At 52.4% G+C, this 19,048-nt stretch carries 22 protein-coding genes; 8 read left to right on the plus strand and 14 right to left on the minus strand.

The window, feature by feature from the left end:
• From AC128V_RS01465 to AC128V_RS01475, 3 genes are all read right to left on the minus strand, one after another.
• Complete coding sequence (locus AC128V_RS01465) at positions 1–1,011, minus strand: 1-phosphofructokinase family hexose kinase (RefSeq protein WP_482762906.1); 1,011 nt, start codon at positions 1,009–1,011, stop codon at positions 1–3.
• Positions 1,012–1,101: 90 nt separating this feature from the next.
• Entirely contained in the window at positions 1,102–2,289 is a 1,188-nt protein-coding gene (locus tag AC128V_RS01470) for a DNA recombination protein RmuC (protein ID WP_482762907.1), read from the minus strand.
• Between the two features lie 21 nt (positions 2,290–2,310).
• Entirely contained in the window at positions 2,311–2,880 is a 570-nt protein-coding gene (locus AC128V_RS01475) for an exonuclease domain-containing protein (RefSeq protein ID WP_482762908.1), read from the minus strand.
• A 30-nt stretch (positions 2,881–2,910) separates the two neighbouring features.
• Between AC128V_RS01475 and ychF the strand changes: the two genes are divergently transcribed.
• The gene (gene ychF / locus AC128V_RS01480; protein ID WP_482762909.1) at positions 2,911–3,984 is read left to right on the plus strand and encodes a redox-regulated ATPase YchF; all 1,074 of its coding nucleotides are present in this window, start codon (positions 2,911–2,913) and stop codon (positions 3,982–3,984) included.
• Here the strand turns inward: ychF and AC128V_RS01485 are convergent.
• Positions 3,974–4,174 (minus strand): ArsR family transcriptional regulator, encoded by a 201-nt coding sequence (locus AC128V_RS01485; RefSeq protein ID WP_482762910.1) that lies wholly within the window; start codon positions 4,172–4,174, stop codon positions 3,974–3,976. The genes ychF and AC128V_RS01485 overlap by 11 nt on opposite strands.
• A gap of 214 nt (positions 4,175–4,388) precedes the next feature.
• Here AC128V_RS01485 and AC128V_RS01490 point away from each other — a divergent pair, with 214 nt between their 5' ends.
• The 5 genes from AC128V_RS01490 (at position 4,389) to AC128V_RS01510 (ending at position 7,951) form a co-directional block, all read left to right on the plus strand.
• Positions 4,389–5,519, plus strand: a complete 1,131-nt coding sequence (locus AC128V_RS01490; RefSeq protein ID WP_482762911.1) for a hypothetical protein — start codon at positions 4,389–4,391, stop codon at positions 5,517–5,519.
• Positions 5,520–5,592: 73 nt separating this feature from the next.
• A complete protein-coding gene (locus AC128V_RS01495; RefSeq protein WP_482762912.1) occupies positions 5,593–5,979 on the plus strand; it encodes a RidA family protein in 387 nt (128 codons plus the stop codon).
• Positions 5,980–6,029: 50 nt separating this feature from the next.
• Positions 6,030–7,115, plus strand: coding sequence for a fatty acid desaturase family protein (locus AC128V_RS01500; protein ID WP_482762913.1), 1,086 nt, complete (start codon positions 6,030–6,032; stop codon positions 7,113–7,115).
• 9 nt (positions 7,116–7,124) lie between these two features.
• The gene (locus AC128V_RS01505) at positions 7,125–7,496 is read left to right on the plus strand and encodes an iron chaperone (RefSeq protein WP_482762914.1); all 372 of its coding nucleotides are present in this window, start codon (positions 7,125–7,127) and stop codon (positions 7,494–7,496) included.
• 65 nt (positions 7,497–7,561) lie between these two features.
• The gene (locus AC128V_RS01510) at positions 7,562–7,951 is read left to right on the plus strand and encodes a hypothetical protein (RefSeq protein WP_482762915.1); all 390 of its coding nucleotides are present in this window, start codon (positions 7,562–7,564) and stop codon (positions 7,949–7,951) included.
• On the opposite strand, the gene cysE is transcribed toward AC128V_RS01510, so the two are convergent.
• The 6 genes from cysE to AC128V_RS01540 form a co-directional block, all read right to left on the minus strand.
• Positions 7,944–8,474 (minus strand): serine O-acetyltransferase, encoded by a 531-nt coding sequence (gene cysE, locus AC128V_RS01515; RefSeq protein ID WP_482762916.1) that lies wholly within the window; start codon positions 8,472–8,474, stop codon positions 7,944–7,946. The genes AC128V_RS01510 and cysE overlap by 8 nt on opposite strands.
• Complete coding sequence (cysK, locus tag AC128V_RS01520; protein WP_482762917.1) at positions 8,471–9,421, minus strand: cysteine synthase A; 951 nt, start codon at positions 9,419–9,421, stop codon at positions 8,471–8,473. The genes cysE and cysK overlap by 4 nt, the downstream gene beginning before the upstream one ends.
• A 62-nt stretch (positions 9,422–9,483) precedes the next feature.
• Positions 9,484–10,515: an ABC transporter ATP-binding protein gene (locus tag AC128V_RS01525; RefSeq protein ID WP_482762918.1), complete on the minus strand. Its 1,032-nt coding sequence runs from the start codon at positions 10,513–10,515 to the stop codon at positions 9,484–9,486.
• Positions 10,516–11,334: an ABC transporter permease subunit gene (locus AC128V_RS01530; protein WP_482762919.1), complete on the minus strand. Its 819-nt coding sequence runs from the start codon at positions 11,332–11,334 to the stop codon at positions 10,516–10,518.
• Complete coding sequence (locus tag AC128V_RS01535) at positions 11,331–12,185, minus strand: ABC transporter permease (RefSeq protein ID WP_482762920.1); 855 nt, start codon at positions 12,183–12,185, stop codon at positions 11,331–11,333. Before AC128V_RS01535 ends, AC128V_RS01530 begins: the two co-directional genes overlap by 4 nt.
• A 47-nt stretch (positions 12,186–12,232) precedes the next feature.
• On the minus strand, positions 12,233–13,372 hold the full coding sequence (locus tag AC128V_RS01540; protein WP_482762921.1) for an ABC transporter substrate-binding protein: 1,140 nt from the start codon (positions 13,370–13,372) through the stop codon (positions 12,233–12,235).
• Between the two features lie 173 nt (positions 13,373–13,545).
• Between AC128V_RS01540 and AC128V_RS01545 the strand changes: the two genes are divergently transcribed.
• Together AC128V_RS01545 and AC128V_RS01550 are read left to right on the plus strand one after the other, a co-directional pair.
• Positions 13,546–15,060, plus strand: coding sequence for a metallophosphoesterase (locus AC128V_RS01545; RefSeq protein WP_482762922.1), 1,515 nt, complete (start codon positions 13,546–13,548; stop codon positions 15,058–15,060).
• 9 nt (positions 15,061–15,069) lie between these two features.
• Positions 15,070–15,435 (plus strand): hypothetical protein, encoded by a 366-nt coding sequence (locus AC128V_RS01550; RefSeq protein WP_482762923.1) that lies wholly within the window; start codon positions 15,070–15,072, stop codon positions 15,433–15,435.
• Here the strand turns inward: AC128V_RS01550 and AC128V_RS01555 are convergent.
• From AC128V_RS01555 to AC128V_RS01570, 4 genes are all read right to left on the minus strand, one after another.
• Positions 15,432–16,619, minus strand: a complete 1,188-nt coding sequence (locus tag AC128V_RS01555; protein ID WP_482762924.1) for an MFS transporter — start codon at positions 16,617–16,619, stop codon at positions 15,432–15,434. The genes AC128V_RS01550 and AC128V_RS01555 overlap by 4 nt on opposite strands.
• Positions 16,616–17,386, minus strand: a complete 771-nt coding sequence (locus AC128V_RS01560; protein WP_482762925.1) for an inositol monophosphatase family protein — start codon at positions 17,384–17,386, stop codon at positions 16,616–16,618. The genes AC128V_RS01555 and AC128V_RS01560 overlap by 4 nt, the downstream gene beginning before the upstream one ends.
• 5 nt (positions 17,387–17,391) lie before the next feature.
• A complete protein-coding gene (rsgA, locus tag AC128V_RS01565; protein WP_482762926.1) occupies positions 17,392–18,399 on the minus strand; it encodes a ribosome small subunit-dependent GTPase A in 1,008 nt (335 codons plus the stop codon).
• Positions 18,396–19,048: 3-phosphoshikimate 1-carboxyvinyltransferase (locus AC128V_RS01570; RefSeq protein WP_482762927.1), on the minus strand; the 653-nt coding region annotated here is incomplete at its 5' end. The genes rsgA and AC128V_RS01570, both read right to left, overlap by 4 nt.

Raw genomic sequence — 19,048 nt, forward strand, 5'->3', positions numbered from 1 at the left:
TTAGGCCTTAGCTGGCTCGCCAAGTAGGCGGCTGCGATCTGGAATCAGTTCTACGGTTGGATTAACCAAGTTTTCGATAGAGTGCAAACCACTGGTTGGCTGCTGAACCTTTGCGGCACCCCACTGCACTGCAGCCGCAATGCCTTCAGCTACGTCAAAGCCAACGCCAAATGCCTCTGGGCTTGATGGATGCTGGGTTACGGCAGCCAAGAAGCCGGCGATTGTTGAGTCGCCAGCACCAACGGTGTTGATCACCTTTACAGGTGGGGTGTAGGCGTGAATGGCGTGAGTCTTGGTAATCGCAACAATGCCGTCAACGCCTAGAGAAGCCATGACACAGTCAACGCCCCAGTCGTTTAGTTCGCGAGCAGCATCAATAACTTCGCCAACGGTGTTCAGGTCTCTACCTACGCACTCTGCTAGCTCGTGAGCGTTTGGCTTCATGATGGTGGCCTTGCCCTGCTGAGCCCAGTACCTAAGAGCAGGACCCGAGGTGTCCAGGATCACTTTTACGCCGATCGATTTCATACGATCAAACAGCGGGTGCAGGTCAATGACCTCACCGGTCTCTTCAATTTGAGGGTGAGCTCCGGCAACAACTAGCCACTGGGCATCGTTATCCAATACGGTCTTCTCGGTTAGCGCTACCACCGCGTCCCAATCTCTTTGCTTAAGCGGTCTTGGGCTCTCGTTGATTTTGGTGGTTGGGCCGTCGTACTCAACGATCGTGGTTGAAACTCGCAAGGTTCCTTCAATCCAGACCGGAGAAATGAACCCAGAGCCGGTTCGCTCTAGAACCGTTGGGTCAGCGTTTCCAATTGGAACCACTCCAGGGGCTGGGATATTCGCCAACCGAAGGCCGCGCGATACGTTGATGCCCTTGCCGGCAAGCTCCTCGCCAACGCGCTCAGCGCGATTGACGCCACCTTCGACCAGATTCGTTACGAAGTAGGTTCGATCCAGCGTTGGAGATGGGGTGAGAGTAACGATTGGCGATTTTATGCCAGCCATCAGGGACTCCTAGATGTGAGAAAAATAGATGTAGCACTCACATCGTTGTAGGCGCAGCATTCACTATAGCCAATAAACCACCATCTAAGGCTAGCCTTCGATCTCCTTGGCGGTGATTGTTGAAGGTGCCTCTGTAATTTCTTTTGGCGCTTCGATTGTCTCGATGCCGAGTTCGTTCTCGTCTAGGTCGTTTAAGCGCCTTGCGGTCACTAGCATCCTGGTCTCAAGCGAGGACACAAAACTGTTGTAATCCTTGACGCTAGTGGTCATCGATCGCCCAAGCTTGTCTGCCAACTGAGCAATTTTTCCGACTCGCTCATAGAGCTCTTTACCGAGTTTTAGCAGGGTCTTGAGTTGAGTCTCATCGGCATTTTGGCGCCAGATGTGGCTAATGGTTTTCAGCACCGAATAAAGCGTTACCGGAGATGCGACCGCAACGTTTTTCTTGAATGCGTACTCCAGCAGACCAGCATCGTACTCCAGCGCCGCAGACAGCAGCGATTCACTTGGAACGAAGCAAATCGTGAAATCTGGTGATGAATCAAGCCCAGTCCAATATTGCTTGGACCCCAGGTCATCGATGTGCTTGCGGAATGCCTTGACGTGCTCTTCCAATAAGCGCTCGCGCCTCGCCAGTTCCTCTCCGGTTGCCAATTCGGAGATCGCGCTGGCCTCCTGGTAGGAGTTGAAAGGAACCTTGCTGTCGATGGCAAGCTTTTTACCGCTTGGCAAATTGATTACAACATCTACTCGACCAGGCCCGGCCTCGGTGGTAATCGTGACCTGCTCGGAGAAGTCTGCGTGCTTGATAAGACCCGAAAGCTCAATCAACTTCCTCAGTTGAGTCTCACCCCAAACACCTCGAAGGGAGTTGGAGCTTAGGGCTTGGGCAAGCTGCTGAGTTTGCTTGCGAAGCGTCTCATCGCTCTGCACAGCATTTCTAAGCTGCTCGGAAATGGTGTTGAACTGGCTGGCGCGTTCTTTCTCCAAATTCGCAACCACCTCACCCATTTTGGTGAGCTGCTCTTTTACCGGGGCAAGTTGGACCAGTACTTTGTTTTCTTGGTCTTGCTGGAGGCGTTGCTGCTCCAAAGCGAGGTCCGCTTTAGCAAGCTGAGTTCTAAGTTCCAACTCGGTGGCCTCTAGGGCCGCGATCTTGCTGGAGAGCTCTGGGTTCGCTGTTGTCGCTTTGCGCTTGCCAAATCCGTAGCCAAAAATCGCGCCGAGTACTACTCCGACTATTACTGCGTTAAGAACAAGCCAAATCTGAAATTCCATACTTGAAGTATCGCAGTGGCATCAGACATTTAGCGGCTTTAGCACCTGCCGGGTTGCTTTCAGGAGCTCTTCCAGGGACTCGGCCTCGTGTCGAGAGGCCATGTGAATCACAATCCTTGCGCAGGCGTCGGCATCCGCTAAAGCATCGTGGTGGTTGAACTCCTCGTGACCGACCGCGTAAGCCACAGCGTTGAGTCGATAACTCTCGAGCGCATAGGTGCGCCTAGACATCAGAAGGCTGCACGCGTAACTCAAATCCGGCAGGTCAAAGTTGACCGCCTGGGCAGATGCTCGAAGTACTCCCATATCAAAGGATGCGTTATGAGCAATAAACGGCAGTCCCTCGGTGAAAAGCAAAAGATCTGGAAGAACGTCTTCCCAGTTCGGGGCATCGATTACATCTTCGGGGCGAATCCCGTGCACGCGGATATTGCCCTCGTGGAACCAATTATTTGGAAAAGGGGGCTGAAACAACATTGAAAGTGATTCTTGAATTTGGCCGTCTCGAACCCTCACCAAGCCCACCGCACAAGGGGACGCGGGGGATCCGTTCGCAGTTTCAAAGTCGATTGCCGTAAAGTCCAGGGCCATCAGGCAATTATGAGGCAATAAGCTTTCGCGGTGGCCTTAACTATCGGAATCGTGGGACTGCCAAATGTTGGCAAGTCGACCCTCTTCAACGCACTTACCAAGAACAACGTTCTGGCGGCGAACTACCCGTTCGCAACCATCGAGCCAAATATTGGTGTGGTGAACCTTCCAGACGCCAGGCTTACCCGCCTTGCTGAGATTTTTGGTTCGGAGCGCATTCTCGCTGCCCCAGTCTCATTTGTTGACATCGCCGGCATCGTTCGAGGTGCAAGCGAGGGTGAAGGATTGGGAAACCAGTTCCTAGCGAATATTCGCGAGGCTGATGCCATTGCCCAGGTAGTGCGTGGATTTGCAGACTCAGATGTGGTTCACGTTGACGGCAAGGTTGATGCCAAGAGCGATATCGAAACCATCAACACCGAGCTGATCCTGGCCGATCTTCAGACCTTGGAGAAGACCAGACCTCGCGTGGAGAAGGAAGTAAAGGGCAAAAAGGCTGAGCCTGAGGTTCTAGAAACCATCGATGAGGCGCTCAAGGTCCTAAACGATGGCACTCCACTCTCTCTGAGCAAGGTCGACCTCGGCCCGATCAAGGACCTAGGTCTGCTAACAGCCAAGCCAATCTTGTTTGTGTTCAACGTTGATGAGGCTGTGCTCACCAGCGAGTCCAAGCGTGCCGAACTTGCAGCTTTGGTAGCTCCTGCCAAGGCAGTGTTCCTCGACGCCAAGGTCGAGTCTGAGTTGATTGATCTCAGCCACGAAGAGGCCCAGGAGCTGTTGCAGTCGCTTGGTCAAGAAGAATCTGGACTAGACCAGTTGGCACACGTTGGTTTCCAAACCCTAGGTCTTCAGACCTACCTAACCGCGGGTCCAAAAGAGTCTCGTGCCTGGACCATCCGCAAGGGCTGGAAGGCTCCGCAGGCAGCCGGTGTGATCCACACCGACTTCGAGCGCGGCTTTATCAAGGCCGAGGTTGTGTCTTTCGCAGATTTAGATGCTGCAGGCTCGATGGCGGAGGCCAAGGCCCAGGGCAAGGTCCGCATGGAGGGCAAGGAATACGTCATGAACGACGGCGACGTGGTGGAGTTCCGCTTCAACGTCTAAGCGAAACCTTTCCGTCTTCATGTAGGACCACAAGGTTTGCCTCGAACAGCACGTCTAGATGCTTGATTATTGATCCAAGGGTGAGCTTGGTGAGTTTGACAAGTTCTTCTGCGGTCCTGTGGTTCGTTTCTAACTCAACCAAGATTCTCCGACACTGTTCGGATTTGAGTTTTTCGGCCTGAGTCTTCATTGCCGTTCAGCTTAAGGTCCACAAGCGGTGGCCATAACTTCTCCGCTTGGAAAATCAAAAAAAGTCACTGGACGTTGTTTATCCTTCAATGATCCCAACTCGGCCACACCCGCTCCGCGTTGGAAACATAGCCCGCAAGCGAGTAGCTTGTGGTTAAGGGACGAGAGATATTTTGAAGAGATTATTCGGGCTTTTTCTTGCAACACTCATAGCGTTGTCCACTGGACCGATCAGCTCGGGAGCTGCGCCAAAACCCGCACCTGCTCCAAAAATTGGAGCGGTCTGTAAGCCGGTTGGCAAGATCCAGGTGGTTGGAACCAAGAAATACACCTGTGTAAAAAGCGGCATGAAATTGGTCTGGGGTAAACCCACAACAATCTCTTCCCCAAAGCCAACAAACACATCATCACCAGCGCAGCCGCCCACTCTGGATAATCTGAGCGTGGCGGGTGTTTATGACTTCTCGCGAGCTTCGGTCAATGCAGCAATTTTGAAAAACGGATCCAGCAAGCTCAGTGTCAGTTACTTCGTTGGACAGAACGTCGCCACCAGCACCCTTGATGCGGTGAAGCCAGATCTAAACCGTGCGATTGATCTCTGGGGTCCCGTCTTTGCTCCCGCCGATCGCATCAGCATCATTTGGTATGTGCAGCAGGATTTGGCTTGGGCGGCAAGCAAGTACGTCGAAGAGTCTGGAAACCCAGTGCAGTGGTCCGGCATCTTGAATAGCTGCAATCTCAACTACTGCGGTAATGCCACTGCAACGGTCGGAGCCACCGGCAAGTTTGTCTTCGAACAGGGTATGAACCTAGGCCAGCTTGGCTGGAACCGCTCTACAGCCGGGCATGAGTTCACTCACCTGGCGCAGTCAAAACTGGCCTACCCAAACCAACAGCGAATGCCGCTTTGGTTACTCGAGGGCGGAGCACAGTTCTATGGTGAGGCAACCGGTTACCTGCTGATTGACCCCAACAAGACAATTCGATCGGGTATCCACAAGCAGTACGCAAGTGACGCAAGCGCGCTGGTCGCAACAAACTTTTCCTCACAGTCTCTCAAGCAAGTGCTGTCTGCTGGCAGCCCGGCAAACACATCAAAACTTTTCACGCTGGTGGAACTAGCACCTTGGGATTCAGAAAAAACATCGTTGGCTTACCTACTTGGAAGCTACGGCACGGAAGTACTGGTGGCGGTTTACGGCCATCAGAAAATTGTTGAGCTCTTCAAGGAATTTGAGACTTCAACCAATTGGGAAACTAACTTTCAGAAGGTCTACGGCATCTCCACATCGACCTTCTATGAAAAGCTAACGCCTTACCTCAAGAAGATGACCGAAGAACTGTAAGCAAGCCCCCGCTTTTCTTTTTGGGCCTGCTCGCTGCTAGGTTTGGCCTCAAGTTTTGAGGCGAAGGAAAGCTATGACTGCGGACAAGTTGATTTCATCTGGTGGGCCTTGGGAGTCCATTATTGGTTATTCGAGAGCGACAGTGACTGGACCCTTTGTTCACGTAGCTGGAACGACAGCAACGGTTGATGGGGTGCTTCAGCACGAGGGTGATGCTTATGGCCAGACCAAGGTGGCATATCAGATCATCGAGCATGCCCTTGCGCAGGCGGGACACTCTCTCAAGGACGTGGTCCGAGTGCGCATCTATCTTGCTAACGAGAGCGATATGGATGCCGCTGGCAAGGCCAACGGTGAGCTGTTTTCCGAAATCAGACCCGCGGCAACCATCCTTGCTGGCCTCAGGTTCATCAATCCAGCCATGTTGGTTGAAATTGAGGTTGATTCTTACAAGGTGTGAGTTTGCTGTGTCGGAGTAGTGAGGCTCAACCCTTCGCATAGACTCAACAAATGACTGCAACTCTTACTGGTACTCCCTCCAACTTCTCCCAGGTGCTAAACTTGGTTCGAGAAGCTGGTTACCTAAAGAAGAAACCAAGCTTCTACATCATTCGCCTAGTCGTCATTAGCGTGATTGCATCCGCTTTGTGGACCGGTGCTGGCTTTCTAGCCTGGGCAGCAACTATCAACGGTTGGTGGATGGTTTTGGCCTTCGCCATTGTGGCGCTGCTCGGCGTAATGAGTGCGCAGTACGGATTTATCGCCCATGAGGCAGCCCACCGACAGATCTTTAGAAACAACAAGCTAAACGACTGGACCGGTTTGATTTTGGCGAATCTGTTTGCAGGTTTGTCTTATGGCTTTTGGCTAAAAAAGCACAATAAGCACCACCAGCGACCAAACCAAATTGGTGAGGATCCAGACATCGCGATTCGTGTTCTGAGCTTCACCACCGAATCAAAAATGTCCAAGAAGGGTATCGAGCGCTGGTTCTCTGACCGCCAGGGTTACCTCTTCCCATTGCTATTGCTTTTCACCGGTTTTGACCTGCTGTTGGATTCAGTAGCTGGGATGGGTCGCAAGGATCGCTCGCTGGGTATTCGTATCTTGGAGTTCTCGCTCATGCTGATTCGTCAGTTCGCTCCTTACGTTGTGCTGGCGATTATGTTTGGACCGTTCTGGGCAATGGCCATGTGGTTTGTAATGATGATGAGCTTTGGTTTCTTTATGGGTGCCGCTTTCGCTCCAAACCACAAGGGCATGCCGCTAATTGAAAAAGATTCCAACTTGGACTTCTTCTCTCGTCAGGTATTGACCTCTCGCAACATCAAGGGCAGCTGGCTCAAAGACAACCTAATGGGTGGATTGAACTACCAGGTTGAACACCACCTGTTCCCTTCGATGGCCAGACCGTACCTTCGCAAGGCACACGCGATTGTTTCGGAGTACTGCCGCCAGAATGACGTCACCATGGTTGAGATGAACCTACTCGCCAGCTACAAGATGATCATGCAGCACCTGAACAAGGTGGGGCTGAGCAATAACGTAGATCCATTTGTGTGCCCAATGGTCGCGGAATTGCGCCCTAGAAACTAGTTTCTTAGCGTGTCAAAAGCCGAAGTCGACCAGTACCTCAAAGGTTTACCTGAGGCTGCTGTCATTTCTATCCAAGCACTGCGCAAACAAGTCTTGGAACTTGTCCCAAACGGTGAAGAGGGCATCTCCTACGCGATGCCCTGCGTCAAACTAAATGGCAAAGCGGTAGCTGGATACGCAGCATTCAAAAAACACATCGGCTACTTCCCACACTCTGGAAACATCGTTCCTCAGCTCTCTAGGGAGCTAGCGGATCGCAAGCAAACCACCGGAGGCTTTCAGTTTGGCTTGGGTGAAGTATTGCCAAATGACCTGATCGCAAAGTTGGTTGGGCTAAGGCTCAAAGAGCTCAGCGAGAAGTATCCAGATCTGGACTTCTAACTTAACTAAGTTAATTCTTTGGTTAACGGCAGGTAAACAAACCTTCGGTTCCCTACGCTTTCCCCGTGAGTCTTTCGAAGAAGCTTTTCCTTGCCGAAGGCATACAGGTACCCTGTGTGAACCTTCCGGCGGAAGCGCAGCTAGATGACATTCACCCCTGGGCCGCTTCACTTTCCTCGGCGATGGAATTGGTGAGCGAGGGTAAGTCCGGTGCGTTTTTGTATTTCGTTGAGAATTCGGACCAGCTAAAAAGCGTCAGAGTTGAACTAAAAGCGGCCCGCAAGCAGAAGATTGCTTTTTGGATTTGCTATCCCCGTAAACCCTTTTTCGGGACTGACCTCTCCAGCGAAAAGGTATTGAAACTAGCTAAAAAAGTTGGACTTAGGGGTCGAGCTGAAGAAGTGATAGATGACCGTTGGTCCGGTATCTACTTCGCAAGTCGCAAAACTAAATGATGTAGTGCTCGTCGCCGGTCAGATTTAGCAATCTAGCGTTGAAGCCAACTGCCACAGTTCCCGGTGGCATGCTCTTGGTTACAACGGCATTGGCACCCACAGCGCAATCATTACCGATCGTGATATTGCCGATAAGTTTTGCACCGGCACCCAAAGTCACTCGGTCTCCCACGGTTGGGTGACGTTTTACTGACTCCAGAGTCTTTCCACCTAAGGTCACGCCGTGATACATCAGAACGTCTTCGCCGATGATGGCAGTTTCGCCAATCACAACTCCGACTCCGTGGTCGATAACAAAGCGGCGTCCAATAACTGCACCCGGGTGAATCTCAATGGCAGTCCAGAGCTTGACCCAGTTCGAGAGCATGCGGCTGAGGATGCGAAGCTTCAGCTTCCACATCACGTGTGCGATGCGGTATGCCCAGATGGCGTGGAGCCCTGGAGAGGTTAGGAACAGCTCAAGCGCGCTGCGGGTAGCAGGATCGCGCTCAAGCCCTACCTTGATGTCCTCGAAGATTCTCACTGCTTGGCTTGGTATTCCTCTTGCAGGTCACGATAGAGCGTCGATGAAACGTAACGCTCTCCGAACGATGGAATGATCACAACAATGTTCTTGCCCTCAAACTCTGGGCGGTGAGCAACCTCGCGCGCTGCCCATACCGCAGCACCGGAGGAGATTCCAGCCAGGATGCCGTCTTCGGCTGACACTCGGCGAGAGTACTCAAAGGCATCTGCGTTTGATGAGGAGAGCACTTCGTCATAGACCGTGGTGTCCAAGATTGATGGAATGAAGTTTGGACCGATTCCAGCCAGTGGGTGACCGGCGGCTTCGCCGCCGGTTAGAAGTGGTGAAGATGCAGGTTGAACCGCAAAGATCTTGACGTTTGGGTTTAGCTCTCTCAGTCGCTGGCCAGTTCCGGTGATTGTGCCACCGGTGCCGCTACCGGCGATTAGTGCATCGACCTGACCGTCAAGATCGCGCCAGATTTCCTCGGCGGTGGTCTCGCGGTGAATCTTTGGGCCTGCTGGATTATCAAACTGACGAACCAAAACAGCGCCTGGAATCTGCTCACCGAGTTCTTCAGAGGTGGCAACAGAACCCTTCATGCCCAAAGCAGCAGGTGTTAGAACCAGCTCAGCTCCGTATGCACGGATCAAAATCTTGCGCTCTAGGCTCATCGAGTCCGGCATCACAATGATGGTGCGGTAACCACGAGCGGCTCCAACCATGGCAAGGCCGATACCGGTGTTACCGCTGGTGGCCTCAATGATGGTTCCACCTGGCTTTAGCTCGCCAGATTCTTCGGCGGCGTTCACCATTGCAATGGCTAGTCGGTCCTTGACGCTGGAAGAAGGGTTATAGAACTCCAACTTGGCGTAGACATTTGCCTTTGCACCGTCGAGAACTCGATTTAGCTTCACCAAAGGGGTGTTACCGAAAATCTCGGTGATGTTGTTATAGACGCGCATGCTTCTCCATTTTCCAAGAGCAACGAAGTGTAACCTGTCAGGATTAAATCTCTTCCCGAAGGTTACTTAGAATTTCTCTCCTCAGTGACGATCAAAGGGTCGTTGCGATTTAACTTGACGTCCACCTTGGCACCAATTGCAAACTTTCCCGCCTGATTCGAATTTAGGTCTATTTGCAAGGTCTCAGTTGAACTGGCAACCTGCACTCTGGTAAAGCTGCCTTGGTAGGTCTTCGAAGTCAAGGTAAAGGCGTCACCTTTGACTAGGGAGAGTTCCTCAGGCCTTAGGTATGCGGTTCCAGTCTTTCCAGCTTTTGGACCAATGACCAAGTGGTTTAGGACTGACCAGAGTGTTCCAGTTTTCTTCTGCGCGGAAATGCGGTTATTGGTGCCGACGAACTCGGCGACAAATGCGCTTTGGGGTTTGGTGTAAATCTCCTCCGGGGTACCCAATTGCTCAATACGACCATTCGACATCACCGCTACCTGATCAGAAATTGACAGCGCCTCCTGCTGATCGTGGGTAACAAAGATTGTTGTCACTCCGCTGATTTTCTGGAGATTCCTAATTTCAGTTCTCAACTGATCGCGCACGGCGGCATCAAGGGCAGAAAGCGGCTCGTCTAAGAGCAGTAGCTTGGGCTCAGTGGCCAAAGCTCGAGCCAGTGCAATGCGTTGCTGCTGACCTCCGGATAGCTGATGCGGGTATTTCTTCCTGTGTTCGGTCATGGCGGTGAGTTCGAGAAGCTCCTGAGTGCGTTTCACAACTGAGCTGCGGCCGACCCGCTTTAGCTTTAAGCCGAATTGAATGTTTTCTTCGGCGGTTAGATGTGGGAAGAGACTGTAGGACTGAAACACCATGCCGAAACCGCGCTTAGCGGCTGGGATTTGGGTTACGTCGAAACCACCAACCAAAATCTCACCCTTGGTTGGTTCCAGAAATCCCGCAATCAAGCGCAATGCCGTTGTCTTTCCGCAGCCAGAGGGACCCAGCAGGGATACCAACTGCCCCTGGGGCACGGACAGTGAGAAATCATTCAGCGCGGTTTCATTACCGAAATTCTTTGTCACACCAATTAGTGAAATATCCGACACCTAGACTCCGATCGCATTGAATTGCCCGCCTCGTTTACGAAGGCTGGAGGTTACAAAACTCAGTAGCACCGCGGTCGCGCCAATCACCAACAGCGCCAGTGCGTAACCGGATCGCACGTCTTCGGATTGAAGGTCAATGAGGTAGACCGGGAAAGTCTGTTTTAGTAGTAGGGCCGCGAAAGTGAATTCACCGGTAACTGCTGCCACAATCAATAGGGTCGCAACGGTAAGGGAATTTCTTATGTTTGGTAGTAAGACTTTGAAAAAGAAGGAAAGCGTTGATGCACCAAGCGATTGGCTTGCCTCAAAGAGCGTTTTTGCGCCAATCATGCTCAGTTGACCCGCAATGGCTCGATAGCTAAAGGGGAGCATCCAAATCGCATAGAAGAAACTCAAACTCAGAGGGTTAGATAAAAACCAAGGGGCAAAGGGCCTAAACGTTGCAGCTACGCCAACTACAAGGGCTACTGGAGGAATGATCCACGGCAAAATGGTGACCGCAGTCAGCCACGGTTTCCAACCTGGTCTGGCCACCTCTACGAAGGTGGCAATTGGCAGAAGTGCTAAGAGGGTAATGAATATTGTGAGAAGTGTAAGTCCACCAGTGAGAGTGGCAGTTTCCAGCACCTTGGGGTTTAAAAGCGCCCTGGTTATCGAGTCAAACTTCCATCCTTCGAAGAGGTTTTCCCAAGTCAGGTTGATAACCGGGGTGACTTGAAATGCAAAGCGCCCCATCGCTAATAGAGGTAGGAAAAAGTACGAGACTAATGCCGCGCCAAAAAATATTGCGAAGATGTTTGACACAAACTTGGATTTCAAGCTAGCCACCTAGCGAATCGTCGTTGCAACACTTGAATTGAGATCATGGCCAGTGCCAAAAGCCCCATGGTAACTGTCACAAGCGCGTACCCTAAATCCTCTTCGCCGGTGATCACATTGCCTTGCAGGATGAATCTGATTTGTAGCGGTACCAACTGACCGCCCGAGCTTGAAAGCGCATACACGGTGGCATAGGCCGAGAACGCATTTACAAACAGCAGCAGAGCACCGGTTATCAACACTGGAAACAAAATCGGCAAGGCAACTCGAAGCCAATAATTTGAGCTCGAAGCACCAAGCGAGTGGGCTCCCTCTTTCCAGCTCGGCTTCATGGCCGAGAGCGCCGGGGAGACAATCAAAAACATCAGAGGCACTTGAAAGTAAAGGTATACAAATACCCATCCCCAGAAACTGCTCAGGGTCAGGCCCATCTCCGTTAGGTCAATTCCGAAATTGCGCAGGATGTGAGTGGCGATTCCCTGTGTGCCCAAAATCGCAAAGAATGCAAATGCCAGCGGCACGCCACCCATTTGGGACGCAACCGCACTCCAGGCTTGAGTGGCTGATCGAATCTTGGAACTCGGTTTCATACGATCTACGATCACGGCTAGATAGAACCCTATGACTCCGCCAATGATCGCCGTGGTCATTGAAAGCTGAGTGGAGAGTAAGAAAGACTGCTGGTATGTGCCACTCAGTGCGCGCGAAATGCTATCCAGACGGAAACCCGAGTCAGAGACGAATGCCTTGAAAACGACCGTTAGGGCGGGCCAAAGCAAGAAGACACTCACGAGAGATGCCATCGGAAGGGCAACAAGTGCTTCCTTGGATAGTCTCGTGAGTGTCTTCATGGTTTTGAAAAGACCCCGGGGCTTTCACCCCGGGGTCAGATTCTGATTTAGTTGTCGGCAACCATCGGTCCCCAGCTTTCGGTTAGAGCTGCCTTAGCAGCGTCCACCTGAGCCTGGGAAGGGAATTCGATTGCGTCTATTACCTCTGCGGTTGGCAGGGTAGCGGCTAGCTCTGCAGGTACAACTCCAGCCTCAAGCATCGAGGAGTAACGTGCTGGGATTGCCCCGCCCTTGATGTATTCAAGTGCGCCGTCGTTGGAGACTAGGTGCTCTAGCCATAGACGTGCTGCACATGGGTGCTGGATCTCGGTTACAACGCTCTGCGCGTAGTACGAGGCGTAAGCACCGTCAGAAGGAACGTTGACCGCGAAGTCAAAGCCGGCCTCTTCAAGCTGAGGGGTGATGTATGGGAAGTTGTAGGTCCAGTCCAGCGCGATGCTTACTTCGCCCGAAAGCAAAGTTGCTGGAGTGATGTCCACGGTGTTTAGGTTTCCCAGTTCCTTCAGGTTTGCGAAGTACTCGATACCAGGCATGATGTCATCAAACGATCCACCGTTAGCCAAAGAGGCTGCCATAACTGCCGCGAATGCTGCACCAGCCTCGCGAGGGTCACCGTTTAGGGTAACCATTCCCTTGTACTCAGGCTTTAGAAGGTCTGCAAAAGTCTTCGGCGCGTTTGGCACCAAAGTGGTGTTGGTGCCGATGCCCATTAGGCCGTAGTAAGAACCCACCCAGTAGCCGTCTGCGTCCTTCAGGCTTGCTGGAATCTCATCCCAAACAGTTGGCTTGAATGACTCTGCGTAACCAGCCTCAATCATCTGAGTGGTGAAGGAAGGTCCAACGTCGACGGACTCTGGCATGCCATCCTGGCCGCGAAGGGTCTCGATAGCGGTTAGCTCATCTGCAGATGATGCGTCCGGGTTCTGCACAACTGCATCAATGCCGTAAAGCTCTTCGTACTTAGCTATAACGCCGGCGTAGTTAGCCCAGCTGTCTGGAAGGGCAATTAGGTCAACCTTGCCCTCGGCCTTAGCAGCGGTCACTAGCTCGTCAAAGGTCGCGCCACAAATCTGAGCTGCGGTCTCAGTAGGGGTGGCGGTCTCGGTGGTTTCTGTGTTTGTAGCACAGCCTGCTAGGCCTAGCACGGTTGCTAGGGAAGCGGCCAGAATTACGCGTGATCTGCGCAAGGTGTCCTCCTGTTAGTTGGAGTTACAAATTGTCGTTTTGAGGTTAACTGCTGCGAAACGAAACAAATCCTTGCAATTGACATTCGTACTACGTCGCACAAAGCTTGGGTGAACCTTAGGAATTCTCAGCGGTTCGATGCGATCTTGTGCTCGAGTGGCCTAATTTTTAAATCGTGTTGTTGAAGATTGAGTTAGGTCAAGCGGGTCTCGACAAGTGGCGTCAGTTGGACACCCTTGTCTCCAAACTGCCCGCGGCCAATATCTCAAGCTTCGGTCGTCACCTTATGACGATCGCTCACATCTCCGACACGCACGTATGCGATTCACAATCACCCGCGCGCCTGCCTTTCACTGATCGATACGGTGACCCGCACCATCCATTTGCTGCTGAGATTGGTGGACCGGTTGGTAATTACCGCGCTCAGGAAATGCTGACAACCCAAGTCCTAGATGCCGCAGTTCAAAAGATAAACACCCTTACCGGAAGATATGCTGAGCAGCCGATCTCGTTGACCGTAATAACCGGAGATGTGACTGACAATGCCCAGATCAATGAATTGGCGTGGGCTAAAAAGTTACTGGAGGGCGGTTTTGTGAGACCCAATAGTGGGGCAAAGAAGGTTTTCGAGGGTCCGGGCGGTGAGCCATTTGATTCCAATTATTGGAATCCAGAGCATGCCGATGTACTGGACTCGCCCAAGCTCTTCTATGGATTTCCGACAGTTCCGGGTTTGTTGGATGCGGCAATGAGCTCATTTGAGGCATCCGGTCTTCGGATGCCCTTTATTGCGGTGCACGGCAATCACGACGAGCTGCTGCAGGGCACCGTTGCGGTAAATTCTGAGCTGCGGTGGCGCGCCACATCTGATAAGTATCCGGTGAGACTGGTTCAGGATCAGCTGTTCTTCTCGCTTGCCGAACGCTTCGCTCCCATTGGGCCGGCCGCTTGGCCAGATCCGGCCGATCTCGAGTTTACCCACTGCACGCCGGATGCTGATAGAGCAATAATGCCGCCGGTTGAATGGGAAATGGCATTTGGCAACCCAAAACACAATGTGATTGAGCATCAAGGATTTATTATTGTCTCGCTGAACACTGTGAATCCGCATGGTGGATGGGACGGATCCCTAGATAGACCCCAACTTTACTGGCTGGAACAAACCTTGCTTCAGTTTCATGACCGTCCGGTGATCCTCTTGAGCCACCACCCCTTGGAGCGACTCAAGAACGATTACTCTCCCCTTGGTTCCACCGATAGAGTGTGCTCGGAGGAATTGGAAGAGTTCTTTTCCAAATTCTCAAATATTGTTGCTTGGTTAGCAGGCCACGAACATCGCAACACACTTTCCAGGGTTGGCAAGGAAAACGGTTTCTGGTTAATTGAAACTTGTTCACTAATTGATTGGCCACAAGAGGGTCGCGTTATCGAATTCTTCGAGGACGATGAGGATCTAGTGATTGCCATCACAATGTTCTCCCACGACAGCCCAATATCGGTGCTCAGCGGCAAGCGCTTGGCCAAGGGGTTTGACTTGAGTGAAAATTTGGTACTGGCGTCACTTTCACGGCAGGTAGCGGCCAACGATTGGCAAAGGCAAACCGGTGACACATCGGTTCAGAACATGGAGGGCAACGCAAATGCGCGCAATGTTGTCCTTCGTCACCCCAAAGGGAATCTGCGTCTTTAGACTCTTATTGTGAATGCAAAATATCTTGGACTTTTGATTCTCAGCGCTTTTCTTTTGACAGGGTGTAGCGCTTCAGAAATTGCCTCGGCGGCGGCCGATGCCGCTGCCTGCACTGCAATGGAGACGACCCTGACTGCTACAGCAGCCGCCTACCAGGAAGGCTTGGTGGACTCCGGCCTAATCTCACAGGTCGATGCGCTTATCGGCGAGCAGGTCCGGGGAGTGCTCTCTTCGGGGCTATCCCAAGACCTAGCTGATCTGGTTGCAATTGTTGACTCTGCCGAATCTGTGGAAACCGCCAAGGCTCAGGTTGCGGAGCTAACTGCCTCTATTGGGGAAAAGTGCTCGGCTGTCGGAGTTGAGTTCTCAAACTAGCGAACGAGCTCGTCGTCAATCATTTGGCCCTTGCGGATTTGCAGGGCTACCGGGATTGCCATTAGGCACGAACCAAACAACAGCCAAAGACCTGCGTCCCAGCCCCCAGTGACCTCTCTGAGCACTCCTACCAAGAACACGGCGAGGGAAGCTGTGGTGTAGCTAACGCCCTGCCCAAATGCACTCACTGCCAAAACCGTAGAGCGCTCGCGAGATCGAAGATTGAAAAGCGTAAGGGCTAGCGGGAACATGGTGGGTCCGAAGCCCAATGCGATTACCCAGAGCCAAGTCAGCGAAACATCGCCAAACAGCAAGCCCAGTGCTCCGGTGACACCAGAGACAAAAGAGAACCAAACAATCAAGCTCTGAGATTTTGGGTAACGAGTGCTGAGAATCGGCATGATCAACGAAATAGGCAGGCCAATCAGCGAAAACAGACTCAAAAGCAGCCCGCCCTCAATAACGCTCACTCCCTGATGTTCGACCAGGATTAGCGGCAGCCACGCAAATGACACATAGCCGATGATTGACGTTACGGTCTGCATAAACGCAATCGAAACCGCCGTTGGAGAGCGCCAGATTGCTTTAGCGCCAGCCACCTTCTCGGCCTTGATCTCCGGTTTTGAGTTACGCAGCAGGAAACTCAGCGGAGCAATCGTCAGAAAGGCCAAAATCGCCCACTGGCCCAGTGAAAATCTCCAACCCGCGACCTCCGATATCGGCACCGCAACAAAAGAGGCCATGGTTGCCGATAGGGCAGTGAGAGTTAGATAAAAACTAGAGACCAAACCAACCCGGTTTGGAAAGTATTTGCGAACCATTACCGGTAGCAGCACATTGCCAATACCCATACCTAGCAGGCTCAATAGCGAGCCAAAGAACAACGCCGTGGAATCCCAGGAGAATGCTCTCAAAAGATGACCCAAGATGATCATCAGGACCGTGAGCATCAGCGTCTTTTCGACGCCTAACAGTCTTGCCGGACGGTAGCTAAGAGAGCTGGCAATTGCAAAAGACAGCGGAGCTGCGATTCCCAATAGACCAATGGTCACAATCGGCAGTGAGATGTCCTGCTGAATATAGGTGACAACCGGGCTGATAGAGCTAACGGCAGTTCTTAGGTTTATGGCCAAGAGTGCAATCGTGCTGATTGCTAAAAAGCGAGCTTGGTTTTGGGTTTTCACTTCAGTGCTTGCTGAAACTGCGCGTGCAGCAAACCATTGGACGCCATTACCGAGGAGCTGCGTTCGGTGAGCGGACCTGCAAGGTCGCTAAATTGCCCGCCGGCTTCTTCGACGATTGGAACCAGCGCTGCGATGTCGTAGATCATGAGGTCGTGCTCAGCCACTAGGTCAAGGCTGCCCTCGGCAAGCAGCATGTAGCTGTAAAAATCGCCATAGGCCCTGGTTCTCCAAACCTTACGGCTTAGGTCAATCAGCTGGGGAAGTTTGTCGCTCTGATCCCAAAGCTGCAGGCTGTTGTAGGAGATTGAAGAGTCTTCGAGCTTGGAAATCTTCGAAACCTGTAGCGAGCGCACGCTGCCATCTAGATCCATGGTGAACGCGCCATGGCCGCGCTGTGCCCACCAACGTCTACCAAGGGCGGGCGCTGAGACCACACTAGTGGTTATAACGCCGTCAACTCGCAGGGCAATTAGGGTTGCCCAGATCGGAACGCCTCTTAGGTAGTTTGCGGTGCCGTCGATTGGGTCAACAATCCAGTTTCGATTTGAAGACCCGGTGTTCTCAAACTCTTCGCCAATAAAGCTGTCGGTTGGTTGGTAGTCGGCAACAATCGAGCGCAGTTCCACTTCTACCGCTCGATCGGCATCTGTTACCGGCGTGCGGTCCGGCTTTGTTTCGACCAAAAGCCCAAGGGAGCGAAAACGCTTGAGGGAAATCTCATCAGCGTGGTCGGCCATCGTGAGGGCAAGGTCTAGATCTTTAATCATCAGGGTTAATCTATCGACCCAATTGCCAAGACCAGTCGTCGGAAGGAATCTAACCTCGAGGCTGACAGCTTTCCGACTTCCACCGCAACATCCAACTCGCAGTCTGGGGAATCAGCCAGGTGGGAGCAGTCCCTTGGGCACTCGACGCTCGCTGCATCGAGATCCGCAAATCCCTTGAGGAGCCCAATCGCATCTATACCCGCAAGACCAAAGGTTCTAACACCAGGGGTGTCAACAATCCAGCCATCTCGAACCGGAATCGCTTTGGCAGAACTAGAGGTGTGCTTACCCTTACCGGTCACCTCGTTCACCTCGCCAGTTGCTCGGACATAACCCGGGGCTAGGAGGTTAATAAGCGAGGTCTTGCCCACGCCGCTGTGGCCAACAAAAACAGTTGTCTTGCCTGCAAGAAGTTCCTCAAGACCCTCAAGGTCAGGCTTTACCTGCGAGTGTTTGAAGACCTTTAGGTCAAAGCCATCGAACCCCTTGATGAAATCTGTCGGGTCCGTAAGATCGCACTTTGTCATGATCAAAATTGGTTTGAGGCCGGAGTGCATGGCCGCGACCAGATATCGATCGACCAATCGAGGTTTTGGTTCTGGGTTGGTAGCAGCCATAACAATTGCCAGCTGGTGAGCATTGGCGACAATGGTCTGGTCTCCGGTATCACTCTCATCGCTTGAGCGAGTGAGCTCCGTGGTTCGAGGTTCGATTCTGACAATTCGAGCAAGAGTGCCTTTTTGGTCAGACACCTCTCCAGCCAGTGCCACTCGATCGCAGGTCACACAACCCTTGTTTCGAAGCTCCTTGGCCAGGGTGGCAAGGACCTCACGGCCATCATCGGTCAATACCTTGTAGCGTGCTAGGTGAACTTCCAGCACCATGCCCATTAGAGCGTTATCGTGAGTTGGACGACGCTTGGTTCGAGGCTTAGAACCCTTTGGATTTGGGCGGATTCGAACATCATCCTCATCGAGGTCCATACCCGGACCTGGTTCAAACATCCAGGTCATTTAGCGTCCAACATGTCTTGCCAGAGTTTTGTGAATTCGGGCATGGTCTTTGAAGTTGTGGCGATGTTCTCAACTTCAATACCTGGAACACGAAGTCCCAAAATTGCCCCCGCTGTTGCCATTCGGTGATCTTCATAGCTTTGCCACTTACCGCCGTGCAAAGTGGCGGGGCGAATTTCGAGACCGTCTTCCAGTTCGCTAACATCCCCACCAAGGTTGTTTAGCTCGTGAGTCAGTGCGCTGAGTCGGTCGGTTTCGTGACCACGAAGATGAGCGATACCGGTAATTCGACTTGGCGTATCGGCAAGTGCAGCTAACACCGCAATAACCGGAGCCAGCTCACCTCCGATTGAAAGATCGATATCGATGCCGTTGATTTTGCCATCACCATGGATAGTTAGAATCTCGTCTTCAACAAGGCACTTTGCCCCCATCAACGGCAAAATTCGCTCAAACTCTGCACCAACCTGGGTTGTGACCGTGGGCCAATTTGGGATGCGAACACTGCCACCGGAAACCATTGCTGCCGCAAGAAATGGCCCAGCATTCGATAGATCTGGCTCAATGACCTTTCGCCCACCGGCAATAAGGCCTGGTTCAACCCGCCAGGTGCGCTCATCGATGGTCTTGGCATCCACCCCACGCTGAC

This window comes from Aquiluna sp., assembly GCF_965064355.1.

Excerpts from the sequence above, each read along its gene's own strand:
- cysK (WP_482762917.1), bottom strand. The coding sequence starts at position 9,421 with ATGCGCGTCTATAACAACATCACCGAGATTTTCGGTAACACCCCTTTG.
- AC128V_RS01495 (WP_482762912.1), top strand. The coding sequence starts at position 5,593 with ATGACTGCGGACAAGTTGATTTCATCTGGTGGGCCTTGGGAGTCCATT.
- AC128V_RS01470 (WP_482762907.1), bottom strand. The coding sequence starts at position 2,289 with ATGGAATTTCAGATTTGGCTTGTTCTTAACGCAGTAATAGTCGGAGTA.
- rsgA (WP_482762926.1), bottom strand. The coding sequence starts at position 18,399 with ATGACCTGGATGTTTGAACCAGGTCCGGGTATGGACCTCGATGAGGAT.
- AC128V_RS01500 (WP_482762913.1), top strand. The coding sequence starts at position 6,030 with ATGACTGCAACTCTTACTGGTACTCCCTCCAACTTCTCCCAGGTGCTA.
- AC128V_RS01475 (WP_482762908.1), bottom strand. The coding sequence starts at position 2,880 with ATGGCCCTGGACTTTACGGCAATCGACTTTGAAACTGCGAACGGATCC.
- AC128V_RS01465 (WP_482762906.1), bottom strand. The coding sequence starts at position 1,011 with ATGGCTGGCATAAAATCGCCAATCGTTACTCTCACCCCATCTCCAACG.
- AC128V_RS01560 (WP_482762925.1), bottom strand. The coding sequence starts at position 17,386 with ATGATTAAAGATCTAGACCTTGCCCTCACGATGGCCGACCACGCTGAT.
- AC128V_RS01485 (WP_482762910.1), bottom strand. The coding sequence starts at position 4,174 with ATGAAGACTCAGGCCGAAAAACTCAAATCCGAACAGTGTCGGAGAATC.
- AC128V_RS01535 (WP_482762920.1), bottom strand. The coding sequence starts at position 12,185 with ATGAAGACACTCACGAGACTATCCAAGGAAGCACTTGTTGCCCTTCCG.